General features: G+C 64.7%; 27 protein-coding genes and 1 pseudogene. 13 read left to right on the top strand and 15 right to left on the bottom strand.

The genetic code is table 11. The features are described 5' to 3' along the window. Positions 1 to 109 precede the first annotated feature (109 nt). The 4 genes from ABEA50_RS27350 to ABEA50_RS27335 form a co-directional block, all read right to left on the bottom strand. A complete protein-coding gene (locus tag ABEA50_RS27350) occupies positions 110 to 685 on the bottom strand; it encodes a dihydrofolate reductase family protein (RefSeq protein ID WP_345499065.1) in 576 nt (191 codons plus the stop codon). A 91-nt stretch (positions 686 to 776) separates the two neighbouring features. Further along, a complete protein-coding gene (locus ABEA50_RS27345; protein ID WP_345499064.1) occupies positions 777 to 1,202 on the bottom strand; it encodes a hypothetical protein in 426 nt (141 codons plus the stop codon). Between the two features lie 71 nt (positions 1,203 to 1,273). After that, on the bottom strand, positions 1,274 to 1,411 hold the full coding sequence (locus ABEA50_RS27340; RefSeq protein ID WP_345499063.1) for a hypothetical protein: 138 nt from the start codon (positions 1,409 to 1,411) through the stop codon (positions 1,274 to 1,276). 17 nt (positions 1,412 to 1,428) lie between these two features. Next, positions 1,429 to 1,692, bottom strand: coding sequence for a hypothetical protein (locus ABEA50_RS27335; protein WP_345499062.1), 264 nt, complete (start codon positions 1,690 to 1,692; stop codon positions 1,429 to 1,431). 234 nt (positions 1,693 to 1,926) lie between these two features. On the opposite strand from ABEA50_RS27335, the gene ABEA50_RS27330 reads away from it, so the two are divergent. Both ABEA50_RS27330 and ABEA50_RS27325 read left to right on the top strand, forming a co-directional pair. After that, positions 1,927 to 3,375 (top strand): tetratricopeptide repeat protein, encoded by a 1,449-nt coding sequence (locus ABEA50_RS27330; RefSeq protein ID WP_345499061.1) that lies wholly within the window; start codon positions 1,927 to 1,929, stop codon positions 3,373 to 3,375. A gap of 31 nt (positions 3,376 to 3,406) precedes the next feature. Beyond that, on the top strand, positions 3,407 to 3,706 hold the full coding sequence (locus ABEA50_RS27325) for an MTH1187 family thiamine-binding protein (protein ID WP_345499060.1): 300 nt from the start codon (positions 3,407 to 3,409) through the stop codon (positions 3,704 to 3,706). A 299-nt stretch (positions 3,707 to 4,005) separates the two neighbouring features. Here the strand turns inward: ABEA50_RS27325 and ABEA50_RS27320 are convergent, their stop codons facing one another. Further along, entirely contained in the window at positions 4,006 to 4,614 is a 609-nt protein-coding gene (locus tag ABEA50_RS27320) for a TetR/AcrR family transcriptional regulator (RefSeq protein ID WP_345499058.1), read from the bottom strand. 106 nt (positions 4,615 to 4,720) lie between these two features. Here ABEA50_RS27320 and ABEA50_RS27315 point away from each other — a divergent pair, with 106 nt between their 5' ends. Next, complete coding sequence (locus tag ABEA50_RS27315; protein ID WP_345499057.1) at positions 4,721 to 5,377, top strand: peroxiredoxin-like family protein; 657 nt, start codon at positions 4,721 to 4,723, stop codon at positions 5,375 to 5,377. A gap of 84 nt (positions 5,378 to 5,461) precedes the next feature. On the opposite strand, the gene ABEA50_RS27310 is transcribed toward ABEA50_RS27315, so the two are convergent. Next, positions 5,462 to 5,932 carry a flavodoxin family protein gene (locus tag ABEA50_RS27310; RefSeq protein ID WP_345499056.1) on the bottom strand — a complete coding sequence of 157 codons (471 nt, stop codon included), beginning with the start codon at positions 5,930 to 5,932 and terminating at the stop codon, positions 5,462 to 5,464. Positions 5,933 to 6,057: 125 nt separating this feature from the next. On the opposite strand from ABEA50_RS27310, the gene ABEA50_RS27305 reads away from it, so the two are divergent. The 3 genes from ABEA50_RS27305 (at position 6,058) to ABEA50_RS27295 (ending at position 7,605) form a co-directional block, all read left to right on the top strand. Next, positions 6,058 to 6,291 (top strand): ribbon-helix-helix domain-containing protein, encoded by a 234-nt coding sequence (locus tag ABEA50_RS27305; protein ID WP_345499055.1) that lies wholly within the window; start codon positions 6,058 to 6,060, stop codon positions 6,289 to 6,291. An 8-nt stretch (positions 6,292 to 6,299) separates the two neighbouring features. Continuing rightward, positions 6,300 to 6,704, top strand: a complete 405-nt coding sequence (locus tag ABEA50_RS27300; RefSeq protein WP_345499053.1) for a type II toxin-antitoxin system VapC family toxin — start codon at positions 6,300 to 6,302, stop codon at positions 6,702 to 6,704. Between the two features lie 154 nt (positions 6,705 to 6,858). Further along, positions 6,859 to 7,605 (top strand): DsbA family protein, encoded by a 747-nt coding sequence (locus ABEA50_RS27295; protein WP_345499051.1) that lies wholly within the window; start codon positions 6,859 to 6,861, stop codon positions 7,603 to 7,605. Between the two features lie 30 nt (positions 7,606 to 7,635). On the opposite strand, the gene ABEA50_RS27290 is transcribed toward ABEA50_RS27295, so the two are convergent. Both ABEA50_RS27290 and ABEA50_RS27285 read right to left on the bottom strand, forming a co-directional pair. After that, positions 7,636 to 8,976 carry a carotenoid oxygenase family protein gene (locus tag ABEA50_RS27290; RefSeq protein WP_345499050.1) on the bottom strand — a complete coding sequence of 447 codons (1,341 nt, stop codon included), beginning with the start codon at positions 8,974 to 8,976 and terminating at the stop codon, positions 7,636 to 7,638. Positions 8,977 to 9,057: 81 nt separating this feature from the next. Further along, positions 9,058 to 9,606: a TetR/AcrR family transcriptional regulator gene (locus ABEA50_RS27285; protein ID WP_345499049.1), complete on the bottom strand. Its 549-nt coding sequence runs from the start codon at positions 9,604 to 9,606 to the stop codon at positions 9,058 to 9,060. Between the two features lie 202 nt (positions 9,607 to 9,808). Between ABEA50_RS27285 and ABEA50_RS27280 the strand changes: the two genes are divergently transcribed. Further along, positions 9,809 to 11,017 carry a cytochrome P450 gene (locus ABEA50_RS27280; protein WP_345499047.1) on the top strand — a complete coding sequence of 403 codons (1,209 nt, stop codon included), beginning with the start codon at positions 9,809 to 9,811 and terminating at the stop codon, positions 11,015 to 11,017. A gap of 73 nt (positions 11,018 to 11,090) precedes the next feature. On the opposite strand, the pseudogene ABEA50_RS27275 reads toward ABEA50_RS27280, so the two are convergent. From ABEA50_RS27275 to ABEA50_RS27250, 6 genes and pseudogenes are all read right to left on the bottom strand, one after another. Further along, a pseudogene (locus ABEA50_RS27275) lies at positions 11,091 to 11,276 on the bottom strand (alpha/beta fold hydrolase); the annotation flags it as partial. An 87-nt stretch (positions 11,277 to 11,363) separates the two neighbouring features. Further along, positions 11,364 to 11,780 (bottom strand): PIN domain-containing protein, encoded by a 417-nt coding sequence (locus tag ABEA50_RS27270; RefSeq protein WP_345499046.1) that lies wholly within the window; start codon positions 11,778 to 11,780, stop codon positions 11,364 to 11,366. Continuing rightward, positions 11,773 to 12,027, bottom strand: a complete 255-nt coding sequence (locus ABEA50_RS27265) for a type II toxin-antitoxin system Phd/YefM family antitoxin (protein ID WP_345499045.1) — start codon at positions 12,025 to 12,027, stop codon at positions 11,773 to 11,775. Before ABEA50_RS27265 ends, ABEA50_RS27270 begins: the two co-directional genes overlap by 8 nt. Before the next feature lie 111 nt (positions 12,028 to 12,138). Further along, entirely contained in the window at positions 12,139 to 12,531 is a 393-nt protein-coding gene (locus tag ABEA50_RS27260) for a DUF779 domain-containing protein (protein WP_345499044.1), read from the bottom strand. Then, on the bottom strand, positions 12,531 to 14,048 hold the full coding sequence (gene adh, locus ABEA50_RS27255) for an aldehyde dehydrogenase (protein ID WP_345499043.1): 1,518 nt from the start codon (positions 14,046 to 14,048) through the stop codon (positions 12,531 to 12,533). Before adh ends, ABEA50_RS27260 begins: the two co-directional genes overlap by 1 nt. Before the next feature lie 106 nt (positions 14,049 to 14,154). After that, positions 14,155 to 15,360: a transcriptional regulator gene (locus ABEA50_RS27250; RefSeq protein WP_345499041.1), complete on the bottom strand. Its 1,206-nt coding sequence runs from the start codon at positions 15,358 to 15,360 to the stop codon at positions 14,155 to 14,157. A gap of 41 nt (positions 15,361 to 15,401) precedes the next feature. Here ABEA50_RS27250 and ABEA50_RS27245 point away from each other — a divergent pair, with 41 nt between their 5' ends. From ABEA50_RS27245 to ABEA50_RS27225, 5 genes are all read left to right on the top strand, one after another. Continuing rightward, on the top strand, positions 15,402 to 15,548 hold the full coding sequence (locus ABEA50_RS27245; protein WP_345499040.1) for a hypothetical protein: 147 nt from the start codon (positions 15,402 to 15,404) through the stop codon (positions 15,546 to 15,548). Positions 15,549 to 15,584: 36 nt separating this feature from the next. Next, positions 15,585 to 16,514, top strand: coding sequence for a helix-turn-helix domain-containing protein (locus ABEA50_RS27240; protein WP_345499039.1), 930 nt, complete (start codon positions 15,585 to 15,587; stop codon positions 16,512 to 16,514). 244 nt (positions 16,515 to 16,758) lie between these two features. After that, positions 16,759 to 17,142, top strand: coding sequence for a VOC family protein (locus ABEA50_RS27235; RefSeq protein WP_345499037.1), 384 nt, complete (start codon positions 16,759 to 16,761; stop codon positions 17,140 to 17,142). 308 nt (positions 17,143 to 17,450) lie between these two features. After that, positions 17,451 to 18,536, top strand: a complete 1,086-nt coding sequence (locus ABEA50_RS27230) for an NAD(P)H-dependent amine dehydrogenase family protein (RefSeq protein ID WP_345499036.1) — start codon at positions 17,451 to 17,453, stop codon at positions 18,534 to 18,536. A gap of 274 nt (positions 18,537 to 18,810) precedes the next feature. After that, positions 18,811 to 19,188, top strand: coding sequence for a VOC family protein (locus ABEA50_RS27225; protein ID WP_345499035.1), 378 nt, complete (start codon positions 18,811 to 18,813; stop codon positions 19,186 to 19,188). Positions 19,189 to 19,248: 60 nt separating this feature from the next. On the opposite strand, the gene ABEA50_RS27220 is transcribed toward ABEA50_RS27225, so the two are convergent. Then, positions 19,249 to 19,947 carry a helix-turn-helix transcriptional regulator gene (locus tag ABEA50_RS27220; protein WP_345499034.1) on the bottom strand — a complete coding sequence of 233 codons (699 nt, stop codon included), beginning with the start codon at positions 19,945 to 19,947 and terminating at the stop codon, positions 19,249 to 19,251. 241 nt (positions 19,948 to 20,188) lie between these two features. On the opposite strand from ABEA50_RS27220, the gene ABEA50_RS27215 reads away from it, so the two are divergent. After that, complete coding sequence (locus ABEA50_RS27215) at positions 20,189 to 20,575, top strand: SRPBCC family protein (protein WP_345499033.1); 387 nt, start codon at positions 20,189 to 20,191, stop codon at positions 20,573 to 20,575. Positions 20,576 to 20,719 lie beyond the last annotated feature (144 nt).

The following is a 20,719-nucleotide window of genomic DNA, read 5'->3' as shown; positions in this document are numbered from 1 at the left end:
CGCACCGGCTATCGGGACGGGGGGCGGGGACGAACTGGGCTTGGCCGCCTTCGCGGTGCGGGGCGGCGACGAGGCCACGGGCCGCCTCGTCGCGCAGACCGCCGTCGAATCAGGCGTGCAGGGTCGGCCGGTAGGTGAGTTCCTGGATGTCGCCGTCCAGCGTTCGACTCTCGAGCAGTTCGAGGTCGAAATCGGCGGCGCCTCGGAAGAGTGGGGAGTCACCGGTCAGCCCGGTGATCACGGGGAAGATCGTCAGCTGGACACGGTCTACCAGACCCGCCGCCATCAGCGCCCTGTTCATCGACAGGCTGCCGTGCGAGCGCAAGGGCACCTCGGACTCTTCCTTGAGTCGGGCGACGACGTCGACGGCGTCACCGCGCACGACGGTCGCATCCGGCCAATCGAGGGGTTCGGTCAACGTGGTCGACACCACCGTCGCGGGCAGGTTCAACAGCCGCGTCACCCACGCGTCACGCGATTCATCGGCGCCCGCGGCCAGAACCTCGACGAATGCCCGATAGGTGTTGGCCCCGAGGACCATTCGCTGCGGGGCCGAATACACCGAGAGGCGGTGCTCGAGTAGTTCGGGACCTTGCTTACCCCAGTAGCCACCCCAGTCGCCGGCAGCGGCAGTGCCGTAGCCGTCGAGACTGGAGAAGACGTCGAAGGTGTAGGTCGCGGTCATGATGCTCTCCTCGCAGGTAATTTGCCGAATATCAATGCAGACGAGAAACCGCGTCGGAACTCATCGCCGCGGAGGCTTTATCTGCGAAGCCTCACGGCAGCGGCAGGCAGGAACTACCGGTATTCACACCGTTGCCCACGACATCGACCGTGGTGTAGTCCGCTGAGGTGTACTGCCCCGGCTTGAACTGTTGCGCGAAGACGTTCTGCCGCCCGGTGTGCGTCGGTGTCCACGAGATGGTCGCGGTGCCGCTCTCCGGGTGATACTCGGCGACCCAGCGCTCTTCCCCGTTGGTCGGCACCCCGGTGACACCGATCGTCACCTCGCCCGCCTCGGAAACCGGTGCGTCGACCGTCGCGGTAACGGTGTAGCTGCATCCGGTGCGTAACCCGTCGGCTGGTTGCTCCACACTCACCCCGGTAATCGCGGCGTTCGCACTCGGCGCGACCATCATCGTCACCCAGACCCCCACACCGAGCATCGCGAGTGAGCCGGATCGGCGGATACGAATGTTCATTGTCGTTCCTCTCAGGGTTTCTCGGCGGATCGAATTCAGGCGTATGAAATGCTGCCACACCGCTTGCCCGATCACCACGCGTCATCGAGTCGCTGCCGATCTTCCTCAGCGATCCGCTCGCGAACACCATCCTCCGAACGTTGCGCCGAAACACCTTGCGGCCAAAGGATCGCACCGACAATCACCGCCAGCGGCAGACCGATCACCACCACCCATCCGACCACGATCACTGCCCGAGACCGAACACCGCCCACCGCGCGAACGACAACCGAGGTAGCACCGTCTCCACATCGGCGACCCCCATCACCCGGTTCAACTCCAACGGACCGAGATGATCTGGGCTGGGCAGGATTACAACGTCCACACACGCATTACGCACCTGATCCACCACCGACAACACCGACCGCCCCTCCGGCCACACCACTCGATACCCGAGCCTGTGCCCGAGCCGTAACACCCGTACGACATCCCAGTCAGGTGCGGAACTCATTTCATAATCGATCCACCCAAAGGCGCGCGGCCGCATCGCATCCCCTTTCGTTTCGCGGTTGGTCGCATCGCTTCCGCCACAAGCGGAAGGTGGTACCCGGCACCGAGGGCTCTCGCCACCGGCCTGCCACTCTGACGAGCCAGTGCGCCGCGCAAGGGATTTCGGCGTCGACCCGGCACCGGGTACCGCCTATGACATTGGCTCACAGGCGGTTCGGGACGGACTGGCCCTCCGTTGGGGTATCGTGGGCATTTCGTAGGGGTTTGCCCAGGTCAAGACCGAAAAGGCGGGCAGAGGGCGATGGTGCGAGGGCGGGAATGGACTGGCTTTGAAGCAGCGGCATTACAGGAGGCCATGAGACGGTCGGTTCGTGATTTCGCGGCGTTGCTCGGCGTGGAGACAACGACGATCTCGAACTGGCGCAGTGGACTCGGTTCGGTCACGCCCCGATCAGGGACGCAAGCCATCCTGGACACGACACTCGCACAGCGAACGTCGCAGGCGGATCGGGAACGGTTCGAGCAAATCGTGAGTGAAGGCGAACAGGTTTGGCGCGCCCGCCACAAGGCCGGTCGTCAATCCGTTCCCGACGAAAGCGTTCCGCCGACCTATGATGAATCGACATGGCCCCGAGCCCATCAGGCGGATGACATGCGACGTAGTGACTTCCTTCGCGGCCTGATCGCCGTGTCGACGACGACGTTGTCCGACAACGTGATCGCGGCAGCCACCGGCCCACTCGACCAACTCCCCACGCATATCGGCGTCGATCACGTCGAACGTGTTTCGGCTTGGGCATCGATATTCCGGTCAGCCGACGACGCGGGATTACCAGTCGGTGACGGCATGGTCGGTCAGCTCCGTACCGCCGCCGAGTACCTGCACGCGAACATGCCGCACCCGATCCGGCAAGGCATGCACGAAGCGGTAGGAACACTGTTTCGCGTCGTCGGCTGGGCTCATTACGATCGCGGCAACCACGATGCCGCCAAAGCCAACTTCCACGCTGGGTTGCATTGCGCCGAACAGTCCGATGCCTGGTGGTTGCGGGCCACCGTCTTGACATGTCTTGCCCGCCAAGCCATCTACCTCGGCAATGCGGACAACGCGCTGACAATGCTCGGCCTGGCCGGTATTCGTCCGGACCGGCTGTCGTTGTTGCGTCGCGCGGATATCGCGGCGGTCCAGGCCCGTGCTTTCGGTCAACTCGGCAACGCCGTCGAATGCTCACGGGCAGTTGAACACGCGGAGCAACTGTTCATCGAAGCGCAGGACGAAAACCATCCCGACACTGAACACGAAGGTTTCGGTACCTATTACAGCGAGGCACTGCTTCGCGGCGACACCGCCCAAGGGCTGTTCGACCTGGCCTATCACCGAAATGCCGAGGTGGACAAGACCGTCGACCGATTACGGTTCGCCCTGACACTGCCGGACGAGCATCTTCGCTCTCGACATCTCAGCGTGATGCAACTGTCCGCACTGCAACTACGTCACGGTGACTGCGACGAAGGCATCGCACTCGGTCGGCAAGCGCTCGGCGCGGCGGCCGGAACTACTTCCGCCCGCGTCCTCGACGGCTTGCGGCTCGTCCACCAAGCCATTAACCATGCTCACCTGCGTCAAGTAGCCGGCGCGAGTGAACTTCAGCGCGACATCGCGGATCTCGTCCACACCTCATAGAAATGCAGTACCGACGAATCAGGAGTCACGGGTGATTATCGCGTTCTCGGTCACGCCGATGGGAACCGGCGAAAGCGTTGGTGCGGGGGTCGCCGAAGCCGTACGGGTTATTCGCGCCAGCGGTCTACCCAACGAAACCAACGCCCTGTTCACCACGATCGAAGGCGAATGGGACGAGGTGATGGCCGTGATCAAGCAGGCCATCGATGCCGTCATGGTGGTAGCACCAAGGGCCAGCATCGTCCTCAAAGGCGATATCCGGCCCGGTATCGCCGATGCGATGAAGGGCAAGGTCGAATCTGTCGAGCGACACCTCTCCGGCCGCGAATAGAGCCAAGGAATCGTGGCGATCAGACGCCTAGAGATTGTTAATGATCGCTTCTCGCACAGTGCTATCGATCTCATCGGCGGTTACCGGATGCCCGTATTCGAGGACTGGTATATCCGCCTCCACAACCCATTGAAGGGTGACTATCGCGGCCAACTCCGGTCGCGCCCCACGCACCGCAGCTTTCTTCACCGTCTCCGAGTCACCTCCGTCCACCTCAGTGACACCTCCTTCAACCACCATTTCGCCTCTGACACCGCCGAGAATAGAGGCTAGGCAGGTATTTTCGATTCCGCGCCGCGCTACCGCACCCGGTAAGCACCGATGAGTGCGAGCGCACCGTCGAGCGCGCGCCGCAGCGCCTCGGGATCGCGGCGCGCCTGCGCGAGGACCAGTCCGCCTTGCAGGCTTGCCAGTGTGGAGCCCGCCAGCCAAGTGACGTCTGTTTCCGGTTGTAGCTCACCGGATTTCGCCATTGCCGTGAGACCTTCGCGGATGCGTGACTCCCAGCGGTCGAAGCCGGAGCCGAGCACTCCACGGATGTCGTCGTCACGTTCGCCGATTTGGCCGAGGAGGTTGGCAATCGGGCAGCCGCCCACTCCGCCGCGTTGGCGTTGGAGTTCGACGAGTGCATCGGCCCAGCGCTCGAACCCGGCCCAGGTGCCGAGACCGGCGAAGAGCTCTTCTTGGGCGTCGAGCACCGTCTCGTTGGTGGCTTCGGCGACCGCGCGCAGTAGGTCGTTCTTGTCGTCGAAGTAGTGATAGAGCTGGCTGCGTGAGGCGGGAGCACGGGCGCCTACCTCGTCCAAACTCGCTCCGCTGGCACCGTTTTCGGCCACTACTTGAAGTGCGGCGGTCACGATGCGCTGGCGCGTGAGTCGTCCTTTCGCGGTGGTAGGTAGCGCTCCCATGAACACCAGTATGCACAGAATGGACTTGACAGTCCAATTATTGCGTGCTTGGCTCATAACTGGACTGCATAGTCCATTCACGCCGCCGAGACACCTTGGAGATCCGATGTCGCCCAGCATTCGCGAGCAGTCCGACCAGTTGAAGGCAGCCGCCGCCGAACAATTGCCCGCCGAAGTGGTCGCCACATTCGACCGCGGCATCCACGATTTCCTGGCAGCGGGAATCCCCACCGACGCGGTCCGAACCGGACAGGAATTGGCGCCTTTCACCCTCGACGACGCCACCGGAACACCGGTGAGCCTGGACGACCTGGTCGCATCCGGCCCGGCCGTGATCGTCTTCTACCGCGGCGGCTGGTGTCCCTACTGCAATGTCGCACTGCGCACCTACCAGCAGGAACTGTTACCGCAGCTCAAAGCCTCCGGTGCACGACTGGTGGCCATCAGCCCGCAGACCCCCGACGAATCACTCTCGACCTCGGAGAAAGCCGAGCTCGAGTTCACCGTGCTTTCCGATCCGGGAAGCCGGGTGGCCCGACAACTCGGGATCGCGTTTCAGCAATCCGACGAGGTCCTCGACGCACAGCGCACCCTGGGTCTGGACCTCACTAAGGTGAATGCCGAAGGCGCGACCTACCTTCCGCGCCCTACCGTGCTCATCGTCGACCGCGACCGCAGCGTGCGCTTCATCGACATCCAACCCGACTACACCGCTCGCACGGAGGTCGCCGACATCGTCGCCGCACTCCCACGCGACGCTTAACCACCGCGAACAGGTCGCCCGGATGTCCGGGCGACCTGTTCGCGAGTAGACCTATATCGTGCGGGTGCGCATCGTCGCCCCCGGCTACCCTGCCTCGATCACCGTTCGCAGCTGTTCGGCGAACGCACGCGCCCCGTCCAGGTCGGCGGCATTCGGCCGCCCCTTTCGCACACCGCCGACGACAAGCAACGGCCAAAAGGTGTCGTATCCGTAGCAAGAAAAGGAACCGACCACATCGAAGCCCTTTTTCTCAACCAGTCGAGCGAAGTTGCGCCGGTAGCGCGCGAACGGCGGTTCCGGAAAACCGCTGGTATTGAAGACAAATGCCTTGCCTCGCCGTTCATCGGACAACGCTCGAACGAATTGTCGCAACTCCGGGTAGAGGTTCATATTGCGCACCCCCGAACCGAACCCCACGACGTCGTAGGCAGCGAGTTCGTCCGCATCGATCTCCGCTGGATCGACAACGCGCGATTCCAATATCCCACCGATGACCTCGGCGACCTTCCGAGTGTTCCCATGAGACACCGACTTGCACACGATGATGGTCTTCATCCGCGTTTCTCCCCAACTACTCGACATACGCCCACAGGCTCTCGCCTCAGCTCCGCACAGAGCATATCGACAGAACCTGCAGGGACTCTTCGGTCACCAGCGACCTCAAGGTATGCTGGCATACCATGAAGCGTACGACGATCAAGCTTCCCGATGATCTAGACGCGCGCCTTCGCCATGAAGCCGCGCGGCGACAGACCACGGTTTCCGAATTGACTCGCGAGGCGATCGCGCGATATCTGGCAGTTCCCGCTGGTGACGGTCGGCGTCAGTTCGGCGCGGCAGCGGCGGGGCGAAGTGGTCGATCCGATACTTCGGCTCGGATCGACGAGATCCTCGGTCAGGAGTGGGGGAAATAGGCGCGCTCGTGGTCGACGCGGGCCCGCTGTATGCCTACGTCGACGCCGACGACGCTCACCATGCAGAGTGCCTGCACTTACTTCAGACCCACCGCGGACCCTTGGTCGTCCCCACACTGGTCATCACTGAGGCCGCCTACTTGATCGCCAGTCGACTCGGCCCCGAAGCGGAGGTGCGCTTTCTCGGCGACTTCGCCGAGGGCCTGTTCACCGTGGAGCCGGTGCATCCCGCCGATTGGCTGCGCATCGCCGAGCTCGTGGCCAAATATCGCGACTTCCCCCTGGGGACCGCCGACGCCTCGGTGATAGCAGTGGCTGAGCGGCGGGGACTCACCACGGTCGCGACCACTGATCGTCGACATTTCTCGGCGATCGTGCCGAACCATGCTCCCAGCCTGACCTTGCTGCCGTAGGCACTCGACGCTGCGGAGGTTTCATGACCGGAAGAAGTTTCGTTCGCGGTAACGGCGGACCCAAGACCAACGCAGGCAAGGGTATCCACCAACATCCCACCGCCGCCGCGCATTAGGCTGAGGAAGGATTGTCCGGCGCAGGGGAGGTTTGTGAGTGAGCACCAATCAGGGCGGGTGGCCGCCTCCTTCGCGGAACTCGGGGTCGAGTCGTCGGCTGCTCGTCGCGTCGGCCGTGGTGTTGGTGGTGGTGATCGTCATCGCCATCGGCGTCGGGTTGCTGGCACGGAATGCGCTGTCGGAGCAGATCGCCGGTGTTCCCACCGCGGTGGGCGGCGGTGTCACCATTCAGAACGTTGCCACGAATGGGTCGGTGCGGGTTGGGGAGCCGGATGCGGCAGTTACCGTTCGGGTGGTGATGGACCTCCAGTGCCCCGCGTGCCAAGCGTTCGAGCAGGCCAACGGCAAGGTATTGGAAGACGCGGTGCGCAACGGGACCGCAGCCGTCGAATACAGCGTCATCTCCTTCCTGGACCGCGCCTCCACCACGCGGTACTCCTCCCGAGCGGGCAACGCGTCGTTCTGCGTCGCCGACAGCGGTGTGGACAACTATCAGAAATGGTTGTCGGAGATGTTCACTCGGCAACCCGAAGAGGGTGGCGACGGGTTACCCGACAGCACGTTGGTCGACATCGCCGCGTCCGCCGGGTACACCGATTCCGCTGTGGCCGATTGCATTACCACCCACGAGTACGACACCTACCTGCGCACCAAGACCCAAGAAGTGCTCTCCTCCGGAGTCAAGAGCACACCCAGCGTCTTCATCAACGGCGAGGAGTTCGCCGACTCCAATGCCCTGTTCACCCCGAACGGCCTCGCCCCCGCGCTCGCGGCGGCAGGATAGGCCCGGTCGTTGCCAGATAATCCCGCTGATTCAGCGGTGCGCGTCGGGAATCCACGAACCGTGTATCCCCGAGGGCACGCGACGAGGTAGGTGCACGGTGGCGACGGGGCTGAGGTCGACGGCGTTCAAGACGAGTAGTTGTGCGGCATTGGCGCGCAGGTCGCTGACGATGCTGAGCAGGTAGCCGTCGTCTTCGGCGGTCGCGCCCGCCGCGGGGACGAACACCGCCTCACCGGCGTGCCGATCAGGTCCCGCCTCGTAGAGGATGCGGTTGCCAGTGGTGCTGTTGTTCTTCACGAGCGCGAATCCGTTCAGGCCGGAGCCGGGAAAGGCCACCGAGTAGCTGAATGCGCTTGGGCGGCCGGTAAATTCGTCGTTGATCGTGGGAAAGTCGGTGCTCAGGTCGTCGAGGATGGATTCGCTCACGGTGGCTGATTTCGGGTCGAGGATCCAGCGGGTCGCCACCGCGCCGGTCACGGGGGCGATCGGGAATCCCGGTGTGCCGACCCACCATTTCCACGAGGTCTCCCACGCGGCCCGGTCGTAGCGCGGCCCTTCGAGCACCACGGTGCCGTCGGAGCGGTCGTAGGCGTTGGTGACGTGCAGGACCGCCGTGGGGTCGACCGGTATCCAGACGATCTCGCCGGTGGCGCGGTCGAGGACGCCGAACCGGCTGGGATAGTCGTCGTGCCATCGGTACGGGATCCCGGACTGCTCGGTGCGGTCGAAAACCACTGACAGGTCCAGGAATACCGACTTGGTGGCAGTGATGGCGAAGTCGTGCATCAGGCTGGGACCCGCGCCCTCGATGACTCGACTGTGCGTGATGACGCCGTCCTCGGACGCGATCAGATACGTCACGTGCGGTGCCCTCGGCGAGTAGCTGAAGAAGTGCAACTCACCCGTGTCGGGATCGACCTTCGGGTGTGCGGTCATCGCCTTGTCGAGTTTTCCGTGAAAATCGTAGGGGCCGAGCGTTTCCAGATCGCGACCTACTTCGAATGGCAGGTTGGCTTCTTGCAGGGCAAGTAGTCGGCCGCCGTGTTCGATGATGTGGGTTCCGGCGACGGAGGCGGTCAGGTCGACCGAGCCGTCGGCCCGGATCAGCGGGGAGTCTCGCTCGAAGGCCGGAGTGTGCACCCAGCGGTTGCGATACCACTCGGCTTTGCCGTCGGTCAGCCGTACGCCGTGCAGCATGCCGCTGCCGGTGAACCAATGGCTCGGGGTGATCCCAGGTTTGGGATTGTGGCCGTTGCGAATATAGGTGCCGTGCAGTTCCGGCGGCAGGAGTCCCTCGACGGGCAGATCGACGGCGGTGATCTGGTCGGGGACAGGCGTGTAGTGCCCGGAGAGATACGGGACAGTGGTCATCGCGTTCCTTCTCGACAAGAGGGAGTGATTGGTCAGTCACAAGGCGTGCAAGATCGTCCTGTCGCGCAGGACACTTCTCGGCTAGTGGGTGAGTCCGTCGGCGAGAATGCGCGCCCACGGCGCCTGGTCACCCTCGATGCCGAGCACGGCGACCATGTGGCACAGCTGGCCGCGCGCGAAAAAGCCTTGCAACGCTGGCTGATCGGCGTGTGAACGCTCGGCGACGAAGCTCACCAAGCGATCCTGCTCAGCTTTCAGTGCCGCACGAATCTCCGGCTCGTCGCTGGCCGCCAATGCGTGCACCTGCAACATCAGCAGGTGCCGATCGGCGATCAGCCGCGCGTACGCACCGACCATCATCTCGAGCACCTGCGCGGGCTCCTCGCTGGAACCCTGCCGCACCGCCTTGCCGAGCGCGTCGATGATCCGATCGAAGCATTCGTGCAATGCGGCGATGAAGACCTCACGTTTGGTCGGAAAGAGTCGAAAGACATACGCCGGAGAGATTCCCGCCGCCGCGGCGACCGCGGTCACCGGTGTCCCGCGATACCCGCCTTCCGCGAACACCCGCAATGCCGCATCGATCACGACCGTCGCGCGCTCTTGCGCGGTAGAAAGCACCCTAGCCATATGAGTGACTGAACACTCACTCTTCGGAATTGTCAACCGCGCCCAGGACAAGCACCGACACCGCCCGGCGCGACGGGCTGCGGAATTTCCCAGAAAATTATCGAGTGTTGTTGGTATGAGAGCACTTTCGTCGCTCGAAGGGCATGATCGATAGCAGCGGCCGCTGGCCCGCTCACCATCCACCCCCACCTAAGGCCATTTCGTGACTGTCTCCACCAGAGAAATCCCCACCAGTGATCTCGACTTGTTCACCGACGCGGCGCGACTGGATCCGTACCCGCTCTACGAGCGACTCCGTGCGCTCGGGCCGGTCGTCTACCTCAGCAAGCATGATGTGTACGCGATTCCACGGTACGCCGAGGCATGCGAGGTGCTCGACGACTGGGGCAGGTATTCCTCCGCGCGAGGCGTGATGATGAATCCGCAGTTGAACGAGCAGCTGGCCGAACGCGTCATGCTGTGCACGGACCCGCCCGACCACACGGCCATCCGTGCGTTGTTCGGCCGACCCATGCGCGCCGAGGAACTGCGCAACCTACGGCCTCGACTCGAGCAGGAGGCCGAGTCCATCGTCGAACGGCTCACGGGGCAAGAGAGTTTCGACGCGGTCACCGACTTGGCCGAGCATCTACCGATGACCGTCGTTTCCACACTCGTCGGCCTCGGCGAACACGGTAGGCAGCATATGCGCCGGTGGGCAGGGGCCACCTGGGAAGCACAGGGCGCACCCAACGCACGGACCGAAGCCGCGGAACCCGTTGTGGAGGAATTCATTTCGTTCGCGATGACCGAAGCGGTTCCCGGCAAGCTCGAGCCCGACGGCTGGGCGGCGCAACTCTACACGGCAGCCGACAACGGCGAGATCCGTCACGACCAATGCCCGTTCTTCATCCTGGACTACGTGACACCGAGCCTCGACACGACGATCCACGGTATTACCAACGCGGTACGGCTGTTCGCCGAGCACCCCGATCAGTGGGACCTCGTCAGGCACAATCCCGGGCTGATCTCGCATGCACTCAACGAGACACTCCGGCTCGAGAGCCCGGTCCAGCAGTTCAGCCGGGTAGTCACCGAGACGCACGAACTCGGTGGTGTGCCGCTCGAGGCAGGGTCACGCGTGCTGGTCCTGTTCGGCTCGGCGAACCGGGACGAGCGAAAGTACCCCGACCCCAAGCGTTTCGACGTCACCCGCCGTCCGTCGGACCATCTCGCCTTCGGTCGCGGTGAACACGCCTGCGTCGGCATGCCGCTCGCACGTCTGGAGATGAACGCCCTGTTGCGTGCACTGTCGAAGCGGGTCGCACGCTTCGACATCATCGATTCCACTCCCCTGCTCAGCAACGCGCTGAACGGGTTGGAGCGTCTCGAAGTCAGTGTGCGACTAGATGATTCGGTAACAACCGAATAGTCACTCAGGTGTCGCGAAGTCGGGACAGGTTCGAGTGGATCGCAGTGGTATGCGCGCCGATCGCGGCTACGACAACCTCGCTCGATTGACCGAAACCGCGACGGTCGTGGGCGATGACCCGATAGCCTGCGGCGAGCAGCGCCCGAGATTGCAGGTCCCCGCTGTGGCCGTCCATCGGGTAGCCGTGCACCAGGACGACGGGTCCGGGACCGCAGATCGCGCTCCGCACCGAGGGTGCACAGGCTACCGCCGCCACCACCTGCTCACGGGAACCGGCGCGACGGGCCGTCGCCACTCTGCTCGACGGCGTGCTCACCGCCCATCGCACCTGACACATCGACGCGGCTCACACCGAAACCACGGTCAACACCGGCTCTAGCGCGAGGAAATCCGCAGTGTTAGCGGTGTACAACGGGAGATCATTGGCCGAAGCGATGGCCGCGATCATCAGATCCAGCTTGCGCGGCTCAGGGCTTCGGCCTGCCGCGACCACAAGCTTGGACATCGTGGTGAATCGGCGGGCAGCAGCCGCACAGAACGGCAGTGCGTCGAAGGCGTGTTCCACCTCCAGCATTCGCTCGGTGCGCAGCGCGAGTACCGCCGGCGTAGCGGCCAACGCAATCCCTATGCCGAGTTCGGCGAGTGTCACCGTGCTGATGCGGGCACGGACTGGCAGCCGGGCATCCTCGATCTCGACCAGATCGAGGAGAACGCACGTATCGAGCAGCCCGATCGGGTGCCGCCCAGATGACGGTTCAGTCACCGAGGCGTTCCACCCCGAACGCGTCATCGATTTCGGCTCGCTCTTCGGCGGCGGTGCCCGCACCGACGAAACGAGCCAACCGCGCCTTGAGATTCAAGGTCACCACGTCTCGCGGCTGATGAACGGGCCGTAGTTCGCCGACCGGACGACCATTACGGGTGATGATGAAATCGTCGCCGGACTCGAGTGCATCCATCACACCGGCACTGCCATTGCGCAGCTCGGCTTGGGTAATCGTCCTCGTCACACCCCCATGATAGCGCTCGATGCTATCTCTTGCTATACCGATGGGACGGGCGAAAATACCCGACCAGGCGGAGTGTTGTCCGCCTGGTCGAGCACTCCGGGTCCGATGCCGCTATGCCCCCGTCACCGGCGGCGGTGCGGCGTCCAGCGTTGCCAGTTCCGCATCGGTGAGTAGGCGCGAGCGGATCAGAAACCGCACCCCCTCCGGCGCTTCGAGGGAGAAGCCACTCCCCCGGCCCGCCACCACATCGACGGTGAGATGGGTGTGACGCCAGTACTCGAACTGATCCGCGCTCATCCAGAACGGGGTGTCCGCACCGACGGTGCCGAGCAGCACATCCGCCGCGCCCACCCGGAACTCGTTGCGCAAGTAGCACATCGGTGAGCTACCGTCGCAGCAACCGCCGGACTGATGGAACATGACCCGGCCATGTTGCCGAATGAGGTCGCGCAGAAACGTCTCCGCGCGTTCGGACAGCCCGACTCGATCGACGGGCGTGACCATCAGAAGAATCCCTGCTTCTGCGCGGCGTAGCTCACCAGCAGGTTCTTGGTCTGCTGGTAGTGGTCGAGCATCATCGCGTGGTTTTCGCGACCGATACCGGACTTCTTGTATCCGCCGAACGCCGCATGCGCCGGGTAAGCGTGGTAGCAGTTGGTCCACACCCGGCCCGCCTTGATGCCGCGGCCGAGACGGTAGGCGGTGTTGCCGTCACGGGTCCAGACACCGGCGCCGAGACCGTAGAGGGAATCGTTGGCGAGGCTCAGCGCCTCTTCGGTGGTGTCGAAGGTCGTCACCGACACGACAGGACCGAAGATCTCCTCCTGGAAGATGCGCATATCGTTGCGGCCCTTGAAGATCGTCGGCTCGATGTAGAAACCGTTCGGGTACTTCTCGACCTTGCGCGTGCCGCCGCCGGTCAGCAACTCCGCGCCTTCCTGACGGCCGATGTCGAAGTAGGACAGGATCTTCTCGTGCTGATCATTGCTGGCCTGCGCACCGATCATGGTCGCGTCATCGAGCGGATCACCGCTGACGATGGCCTTCGTCCGCGCGACGCACCGCTCGATGAACTCGTCGTAGATCGAGGAGTGGATCAGCGCGCGCGACGGACAGGTGCAGACCTCGCCCTGATTCAGCGCGAACATCACGAAACCTTCGACGGCCTTGTCCAGGAAGTCGTCATCGGCGGCCGTCACGTCGGGCAGGAAGATGTTCGGGCTCTTGCCGCCGAGTTCCAGCGTCACCGGGATGATGTTCTCGCTGGCGTACTGCATGATCAGTCGACCGGTGGTGGTCTCACCCGTGAACGCGACCTTCGCCACGCGTGGGCTCGACGCCAACGGTTTACCCGCCTCGACGCCGAACCCGTTCACCACATTGAGCACACCCGGCGGCAGCAGATCCGCGATCAGTTCGACCACTTTGAGGATCGAGGCCGGCGTCTGCTCCGCGGGCTTGAGCACCACACAGTTGCCAGCCGCCAACGCGGGCGCGAGCTTCCAGGTCGCCATCAGGATCGGGAAGTTCCACGGAATGATCTGGGCGACAACGCCGAGCGGCTCATGGAAGTGGTAAGCGACGGTGTCGGCGTCGATCTCGCTGACCCCGCCCTCTTGCGCGCGGATCGCACCGCCGAAGTAGCGGAAATGGTCAATGGCCAACGGAAGATCCGCGGCCTTGGTCTCACGCACCGGTTTGCCGTTGTCCCAGGACTCGGCGACCGCGAGCGGCTCGAGATTCGCCTCGATCCGGTCGGCGATCTTGTTGAGGATATTGGCACGGTCGGCGACAGAGGTGGCGCCCCATGCGTCGGCGGCGCGATGCGCTGCGTCCAGGGCAAGCTCGATGTCGGCCGCCGACGAGCGTGCGACCTCGCAGAAGACCGCACCATCGACCGGTGACGGATTCTGGAAATAGCGGCCATCGACCGGGGCCTTCCATTCGCCGCCGATGAAGTTGTCGTACCGAGCGGCATAGCTGACGATGCTGCCGTCCGCGCCGGGCTTCGCGTAAGTCATGTCCGGAACTCCTCACTGAGCGTTCGATGGCACACCGGCCATCCGTTGTGCTGTGGATCACTATGCATCCGGAGGGTTGGCACAACGTTGACTCAAGCGGCGACGCTCAGCTTCGCGAGGTGGCGTGCAAACGAGCGGCGGCGACCGCTCGACGGGAATCGCGATCCGGGAGTAATCGCAGCGCGTGCTCGTGCACCTCGATGTCGTCGGGTGCGCGCTCGCCGTAGCGCAGCGCGTGCTCGGCATTGTCGCTGGACAAGACGGCCGTGCGGATCGCGACCTCGAGATATTCGCGCCAATACACGACTCCGGGCGTATCCGACCCCGGCAGCAGAGGACCGCGGTAGAGCCGGATCGCGGCAGCGAGATCACCGGCCGCGAGCGCGGCGAGCAGATCGACGGCGTCGCAGGACAGCGGCGCGGTCAACCGGTACACGCGATTGGCGATCTCACCGCCGGTGGCTCGACGCAGATGCGAGACATCGGCTTTCAGGGTGCTCGAGACGCTGGGGCGATCACCGTAGATGGCGTAGTGCAGGCGGTCGGGGGTGTAGCCGTCGGGTTCGAGCGCGAGCAGTGTGAGGATCTCGATCTGCCTGCGCCGCAACCGAACCGGTGCGCCGTCTCGCGTCATCGCCGACGCGCCGAGGCAGCGGAGCTGCACACCGGCAGGCGCCTCGATGGGCAGCCTGCTCTCCAGCGCACTGACCAGTGTCCGCACCGTCGACATGGCCAGCGGGTGGGATCGATCCCAGGTGGTGGACAGATCCAGGACGCCGAGCTGACGACCGTCGGACGCACGGATCGGCGCGCAGTAACAGACCCACCCGTGCAGGGCCGCCACCAAATGTTCGGCCGAGAACACGGTGCTCGGCTCACCGGTCCGCAGGGCGAGCGACAGCGCGTTCGTCCCCATGTGCGCCTCGTCCCAGCGTCCACCCGGCGCGAAGTTCACCCGCTCCGCACGCCGCCGCATCACCGGACCGCCATAGGACCAGAGGATCGTGCCGTCCTCGTCGGTGATCGCGGCGACATAGCCTGCGTCGTAGGCGATTCCGTGCAGCTGATCGGCCAGCTCGGTCACCGGACCGCGCAACGGTGAACGCTTCCAGCGCGGCCCGACATCCTCGGATTCGCTGCTCGGCGCGCTGTCACATGCCGGGTCGACCGTCTGCAACGAACGCATCCACGACTGCGCCACTTCATGGCGCAAGTCCGCGTCGCTCGCCTCCGCCGACGAACCAGGTACCCGACGGGACCATTCCTGCTCCAGCGCAGCCCGTCGCCGCCGCAGTGAACTACTGTCTGCCATGTCGCGGTGTCTTCCTCACCAATTTTTCGAGGACTTCCATCATGCCTCTTACGGCGCTGCCCGAGAGCCGCTTCGACCGATACGAGGCCGACCGGTTGCCGACCGTCGCGCTGCGGACACAGGCGAGCACCGACGCGCAATTCCGCGTCCACAGCCGTTTACAGGCCGAGCAGACCCGCGCCGCTTGACCGTTCACAGGTGAGCAGCCGCGTTAGGCTGGATTTATGGAACCCGGAGCGCTCATGCGCGCCGCCCGGGAAGCGGCGGGTATCTCATTGCGCGCCATGGCCGAACGCAGCTACTACAGCAAGGCATATCTGTCGCTGATCGAAACCGGGCGGCGACCGGTACCCGCAGGAGTCGTCGCCGCCTACGAGCGGGTGCTCGGCACCGGTGTGGAACGGCTGACGACGGTCGCGCGAACCCCCGCGCGGGTGGATGCGGCCGCGCTGTCGGATGTGGCCACGATCCTGGCGGCCACGCGCCGAATCGAGGACGCGGCCGGGGCTTTGACCGTGCTACCCGCGGTCCGAGGCATGGCCGAAATGGCGGAGACTTTCGCCAGCGAGGCAAAGGCAGAACGCGACGCGGCAGCGGCACTGGCTTCGGAGATCATGCAGTATCGCGGGTGGCTCGAGCACGCGATCGGCGCCGATACCGCCGCTCGACGGACCGTCGCGACGGCGGTCGGTTTGGCGAAGGAATCCCGCGAACCGGACCGACTGGCGCACAGCCTGGGCTTCCTCGGCTACGTGACGGTGAGTGCCGGAAATTACGACGCCGTCATCGGACTGTCGGATGCCGCGCTGGCGGTGCGGGACGCACACCCCGTGGTCACGGCCTACGGTCGAATGCGGCGAGCCGAGCTCCTAGCCACGCACAGAGAACCGACTGCGGCCCAGCGCGCGCTCGTGCGGGCCGACGAGGCAACAGCAGCGGCCGACAGCATCAGCCCACCCGCGTCGATGTACTGGTGGAGCACGGGATTCGCGGCCGTGCAACGCGGCGGAGTCCTGGCGCTACTCGGCAACACCGCCGACGGAATCACGGAAGCAACATACGGCCTGACCGCGATGCCCACCGAACACCGCCGAACAGAATGGCTCGCCTCAGCCCTGCGTCGTGTCGACCCGGACATGAGTGCGGACGGGTAGCCCCCGCGCCACTGGGTTGCGACTCGAAGACCGCACCGACCAACCTGCCGTCACCATGATTCAGCACGATCGCGGCTTCTCGTTGTGTGCGACGAGCGCGCAACCGCGATTCATCCTTGGATGCCGCCCCCACCGTGCTCACGTCAACTGCCCCACGGCCACGCACATCGTCGATAGCGTCGATGACTCAGTCGTCCGCCAAAAGAACTCGCACGCCGAATCTCGCACACGTAGCGTCACGCGCATGGCTTGCAGGATTACCGAACTCATCATCGACTGCACCGACCCGAAGCGGCTTGCGGACTTCTGGTGCGAGGTACTCGGGTATGTCGTGCTCGACTGGGATCGGGGCGCGGTGGAGATCGGGCCGCCAGGGGGTTTCGGTGGGCTACAGCCGACGCTCGTGTTCATCCCCGACGCCGAGCCCAAGCGCGCGAAGCTACCGATGCACTTCGACGTGAACTCGACCGATCGCGATCAGGACGCCGAGCTGGAGCGGCTGCTCGCGGCGGGTGCGCGCAAGATCGACGTCGGCCAGACCGCGGCGGATTCGTGGCACGTGCTCGCCGATCCCGAGGGGAACGAATTCTGCCTGCTGCGACGTCGAGTCGATCCCGTGGGCCATTGAAAGCGGCTGGCCAGGGCGGTCTTGATCGACCAAATGAGACCACGCCGCAGGGAGTTTCGGCGCAACGGTAGGTAGGGGCGATCGATCCCGCCGCGGGAGACGGCGATCGCTGGCACGGGTCGACGAGGAGTGCGGCGCGGCCTGGACGGCACGCCCGGTGACACCCTCCGAGTACCGAACTCAGAAGATTCCTACCCAATAGAGAGAATTACATTACCCTAGTTCCGATGGGTCATTCTCTCGAGAGGGGCGCTGCCGCCCGACATCGGTGATCCGACCAGTTGACCGGCGCACGACCCGAGGAACCGATGAACAAGTTACGCGTCATCCAGTGGACCACCGGCAAGGTCGGAAAGCTCAGCCTGCGGGGGGTGCTCGATGACCCTCGGCTCGAACTCGTTGGCGTGTATGCCTATTCGGCCGACAAGGCAGGGACGGACGCGGGTGCGCTGTGTGGGCGTCCCGATACCGGACTGCTCGCCACTTCCGACATCGACGCACTCGTCGCACTGGACGCCGACACCGTCTTCTACAACCCGTTCATGGCCGACCTCGACCACGTCGTGCGCTTGCTCGACAGCGGACTCGACGTCATCAGCACGAATCTCTTTCTCAATGTCGGCGGCATTCAGGGTGCGACTCGGGAGGCGCTCGCAGCGGCCTGCGAACGCGGCAACAGCTCCCTCTACATCACGGGTATCAATCCCGGCTGGATCAATACGATGGTGACGGCGATGACGGCGGTCTGTCGCGACATCCAGCGGGTGTCCATCTCCGAGTCGGCGGACGTCTCGGTCTACGAGTCGGCCGAAACCTGGCAGGCACTGGGCTTTTCGCTGGCGGAAGCGACGCCCGAGGTGATCGAGATGGCGAAGCTGTGGCTCAGCACGTTTCGTGATTCCGTCCAGCGCATGGCGGTGGCCTTGGATTACGAGCTCGATGACCTGGAGTTCTTCATCGAGCACCAAACCGCCTCGGAGGACGTCGATCTCGGCTGGCTGAGCCTGCGCAAGGACACCATCGCCGCCCTGCGCGGCGGATGGAACGGGAAGGTACACGGCAAGGCCGTCGTTCAGACGAACGTCGCCTGGTACCTCACCGAGAAGCTCAACGGGAACTGGGAATTCGACGACGATCACTACCACGTCGTCATCGAGGGGGAACCCGAAGTGCACACCCGCATCCGTTTCGTCCCGCCGGAGAGCTGGGGCAACCACGAATGGGACACGATGACCGCCATGCCAGCCGTCAGCGCCGCCCTCGACGTCGCCGCCGCGCCCGCCGGCATTTTGACGCTCAAGGACGTCGGTTTGCCGTGCGCACCAGCGGGAACCTGGTTGACACAGCGGCGTTCGGCCGAATCGCGTGTGCCCGCAGCCGACCCGATCCGGTAACTACGCCCCACGGACCTCCTCGGCAACTCGCCGAGGTCTGTGCCGACCACCTTCGTTGCCGGACCGGACCGGCAGGACAACCTCTACCCCGACCCCGGCGACAGCCGCGCCGTGACCAGGATAGCGACTGATGCTATCCCTCGCTATCGCGAACCTCCGGGCGGTGCGGTCGCGGTCTCGGAAACGGGACGTAAACACCGACAGCGGGTTGTCGCCCGTGCCGCCCACAGTAGATCGAGTCGGGAGTTACCCGGCGCGCTACGAAAGGGACGACATGACCGGCATCAATGGCATCGGGTGGTTCGAGATCGGCACCGACAACCCTGCGGCGGCGAAGAAGTTCTACGGCGACGTGTTCGGGTGGACGGTCGCGCAGGATGAGACGAAGAGTCCTGATCCCGCGTACCAAATCTTCACCACTGGCGACCGAGAAGGGTTGCGGGGCGCTCTGTTCGACAACAAGGGCACCGCGCCCAACCACGCGATTTTCTCGGTGCTTGTCGACGATGTCAACCTCGCGTGCGACAGGACCGAAGCGGCGGGCGGCAAGATTTTGGTCGCGCCACAGACGAATCCGGTCGGCGTGCGGTTCGCGCACATCCTCGACCCCTCGGGAAACCACTTCTCGGTCTTCACGACTCCCACGACATGATGCGTGCCGACCGTTCGGCAGTCCTCGAATCGGAACTGCCGAACGGTGCGGACCGGCTCCTCAGCGCACGCTGAGTTGGCGCACCTTTCCGTACGGGATGTCCAGGTCCTCGCGGCGCAGCACACGGTGTCGCGGGATTTCGGCGGTCACCGAGACCGCGGTGATCCGGTCGGTGCGAAACACACGCAAGGCGTCACGTAATCGGCACCACCCCACCAGGTACCAGTGGCTCGGCGTTCCGACATAACCCAGCGGTTCGATCTCGCGCACCGTCGACGCGCTCGCGCGGTCGCCGTATCCGATACGCAGCACGCGGCGTGCGGCCACCGCGTCGGCGAGCGCGCGGGGAATCGACGGAGTGACCGTCTCTTCCCCGAGAAGGTACGTGCGGCTTGCCATATCGTCGGCGGCCAGCGCGTCGTCGTGCTGCATGGCCGCGACCAGTTTGCGTAGTGCCGTGCCCGCGCTCTCCCGAAACGGTGTGCCCTCGAGCTGTCGCAACGCCACCGCCATCGCAACCGCCTCGGTCGGGGTGAGATTGACCGGCGGCAAGGTGCGCGCCTTGTCCAGGCAGTACCCACCTCGGCGACCGGTTTCGGCATAGATCGGCACCCCGGACTGCTGGAGTGCGCTGATGTCGCGCTCGACCGTACGGACGCTGACCTCGAAACGATCGGCCAACCAGCGCGCACTCCTCGGCCGAGGAGCCACCGCCCGCATCTCCTCGACCAGGGCATACAGGCGGTCGGTGCGATTCACCAGGACACCGTATCCGCGAGGTCCGACAGGAAGGCGCGCGTGCTCACCGGTCGCGGTGCTGCGGGCAGAGCGAGGCTCGCCGAGGCGCGGTAGACACCTTCCTTCGCGCCTACGCGCCCGCGCCTCACTGATACCTGTTTACGGTCCCCGCCTGCGGTAAATCCGCAATGGTCCGGGCAAGAGGAGGTGGGTGCAGGTGGTGCGGCGGAGTGTTTCAGCCTCGGCTGAGGCGGTGTTCGCGGTGCTTGCCGATGGGTGGTCGTATACCAACTGGGTGGTGGGGGCTTCGCATATTCGTGCGGTCGACGCCGGGTGGCCCGCGCCGGGGGCTCGGATTCATTACTGCATGGGGGTGTGGCCGTTCACGGTCGAAGACGCGACCACCGTGGTGGCGTGCGAGCGGCCGTATCTGCTCGAGTTGACCGCGCGGTTGTGGCCGTTCGGCGCGGCCGGGATACGGTTCGACCTGCTCGAGACGCACGCCCACCGCACCGAGGTTCGGATGACCGAACACGTCATCGAAGGTCCCGCTCGCCGCACACCGAGCTTCGCGCAGGCGCTGATCCTGCATCCGCGCAATGCCGAATCCCTGACCAGACTCTGCGAGATCGCCGAACGACGTGGATGAAGCACCGGCGCCCTACTCGCCGTAGACGCCGAGTGCGGCCATGCGCGGCGTTGTTCGGCGGCCAGGTGATTCGGCGCGTGTGGTCCTGCCAGCACCCGGCGATGTCGGTCCCCGCGACCCCGGCACCAGCGGCTCTCGATGCGG

Source organism: Nocardia callitridis, from assembly GCF_039543305.1.
GTDB classification, from domain to species: Bacteria; Actinomycetota; Actinomycetes; order Mycobacteriales; family Mycobacteriaceae; genus Nocardia; species Nocardia callitridis.
Note: the sequence above shows the minus strand (reverse complement) of the source record. Positions and strands in the feature narration are given on the sequence as shown.

Excerpts from the sequence above, each read along its gene's own strand:
- ABEA50_RS27350 (WP_345499065.1), bottom strand. The coding sequence starts at position 685 with ATGACCGCGACCTACACCTTCGACGTCTTCTCCAGTCTCGACGGCTAC.
- ABEA50_RS27345 (WP_345499064.1), bottom strand. The coding sequence starts at position 1,202 with ATGAACATTCGTATCCGCCGATCCGGCTCACTCGCGATGCTCGGTGTG.
- ABEA50_RS27335 (WP_345499062.1), bottom strand. The coding sequence starts at position 1,692 with ATGAGTTCCGCACCTGACTGGGATGTCGTACGGGTGTTACGGCTCGGG.
- ABEA50_RS27320 (WP_345499058.1), bottom strand. The coding sequence starts at position 4,614 with ATGGGAGCGCTACCTACCACCGCGAAAGGACGACTCACGCGCCAGCGC.
- ABEA50_RS27315 (WP_345499057.1), top strand. The coding sequence starts at position 4,721 with ATGTCGCCCAGCATTCGCGAGCAGTCCGACCAGTTGAAGGCAGCCGCC.
- ABEA50_RS27310 (WP_345499056.1), bottom strand. The coding sequence starts at position 5,932 with ATGAAGACCATCATCGTGTGCAAGTCGGTGTCTCATGGGAACACTCGG.
- ABEA50_RS27305 (WP_345499055.1), top strand. The coding sequence starts at position 6,058 with ATGAAGCGTACGACGATCAAGCTTCCCGATGATCTAGACGCGCGCCTT.
- ABEA50_RS27290 (WP_345499050.1), bottom strand. The coding sequence starts at position 8,976 with ATGACCACTGTCCCGTATCTCTCCGGGCACTACACGCCTGTCCCCGAC.
- ABEA50_RS27285 (WP_345499049.1), bottom strand. The coding sequence starts at position 9,606 with ATGGCTAGGGTGCTTTCTACCGCGCAAGAGCGCGCGACGGTCGTGATC.
- ABEA50_RS27260 (WP_345499044.1), bottom strand. The coding sequence starts at position 12,531 with ATGGTCACGCCCGTCGATCGAGTCGGGCTGTCCGAACGCGCGGAGACG.
- adh (WP_345499043.1), bottom strand. The coding sequence starts at position 14,048 with ATGACTTACGCGAAGCCCGGCGCGGACGGCAGCATCGTCAGCTATGCC.
- ABEA50_RS27250 (WP_345499041.1), bottom strand. The coding sequence starts at position 15,360 with ATGGCAGACAGTAGTTCACTGCGGCGGCGACGGGCTGCGCTGGAGCAG.
- ABEA50_RS27245 (WP_345499040.1), top strand. The coding sequence starts at position 15,402 with ATGCCTCTTACGGCGCTGCCCGAGAGCCGCTTCGACCGATACGAGGCC.
- ABEA50_RS27240 (WP_345499039.1), top strand. The coding sequence starts at position 15,585 with ATGGAACCCGGAGCGCTCATGCGCGCCGCCCGGGAAGCGGCGGGTATC.
- ABEA50_RS27235 (WP_345499037.1), top strand. The coding sequence starts at position 16,759 with ATGGCTTGCAGGATTACCGAACTCATCATCGACTGCACCGACCCGAAG.
- ABEA50_RS27230 (WP_345499036.1), top strand. The coding sequence starts at position 17,451 with ATGAACAAGTTACGCGTCATCCAGTGGACCACCGGCAAGGTCGGAAAG.
- ABEA50_RS27225 (WP_345499035.1), top strand. The coding sequence starts at position 18,811 with ATGACCGGCATCAATGGCATCGGGTGGTTCGAGATCGGCACCGACAAC.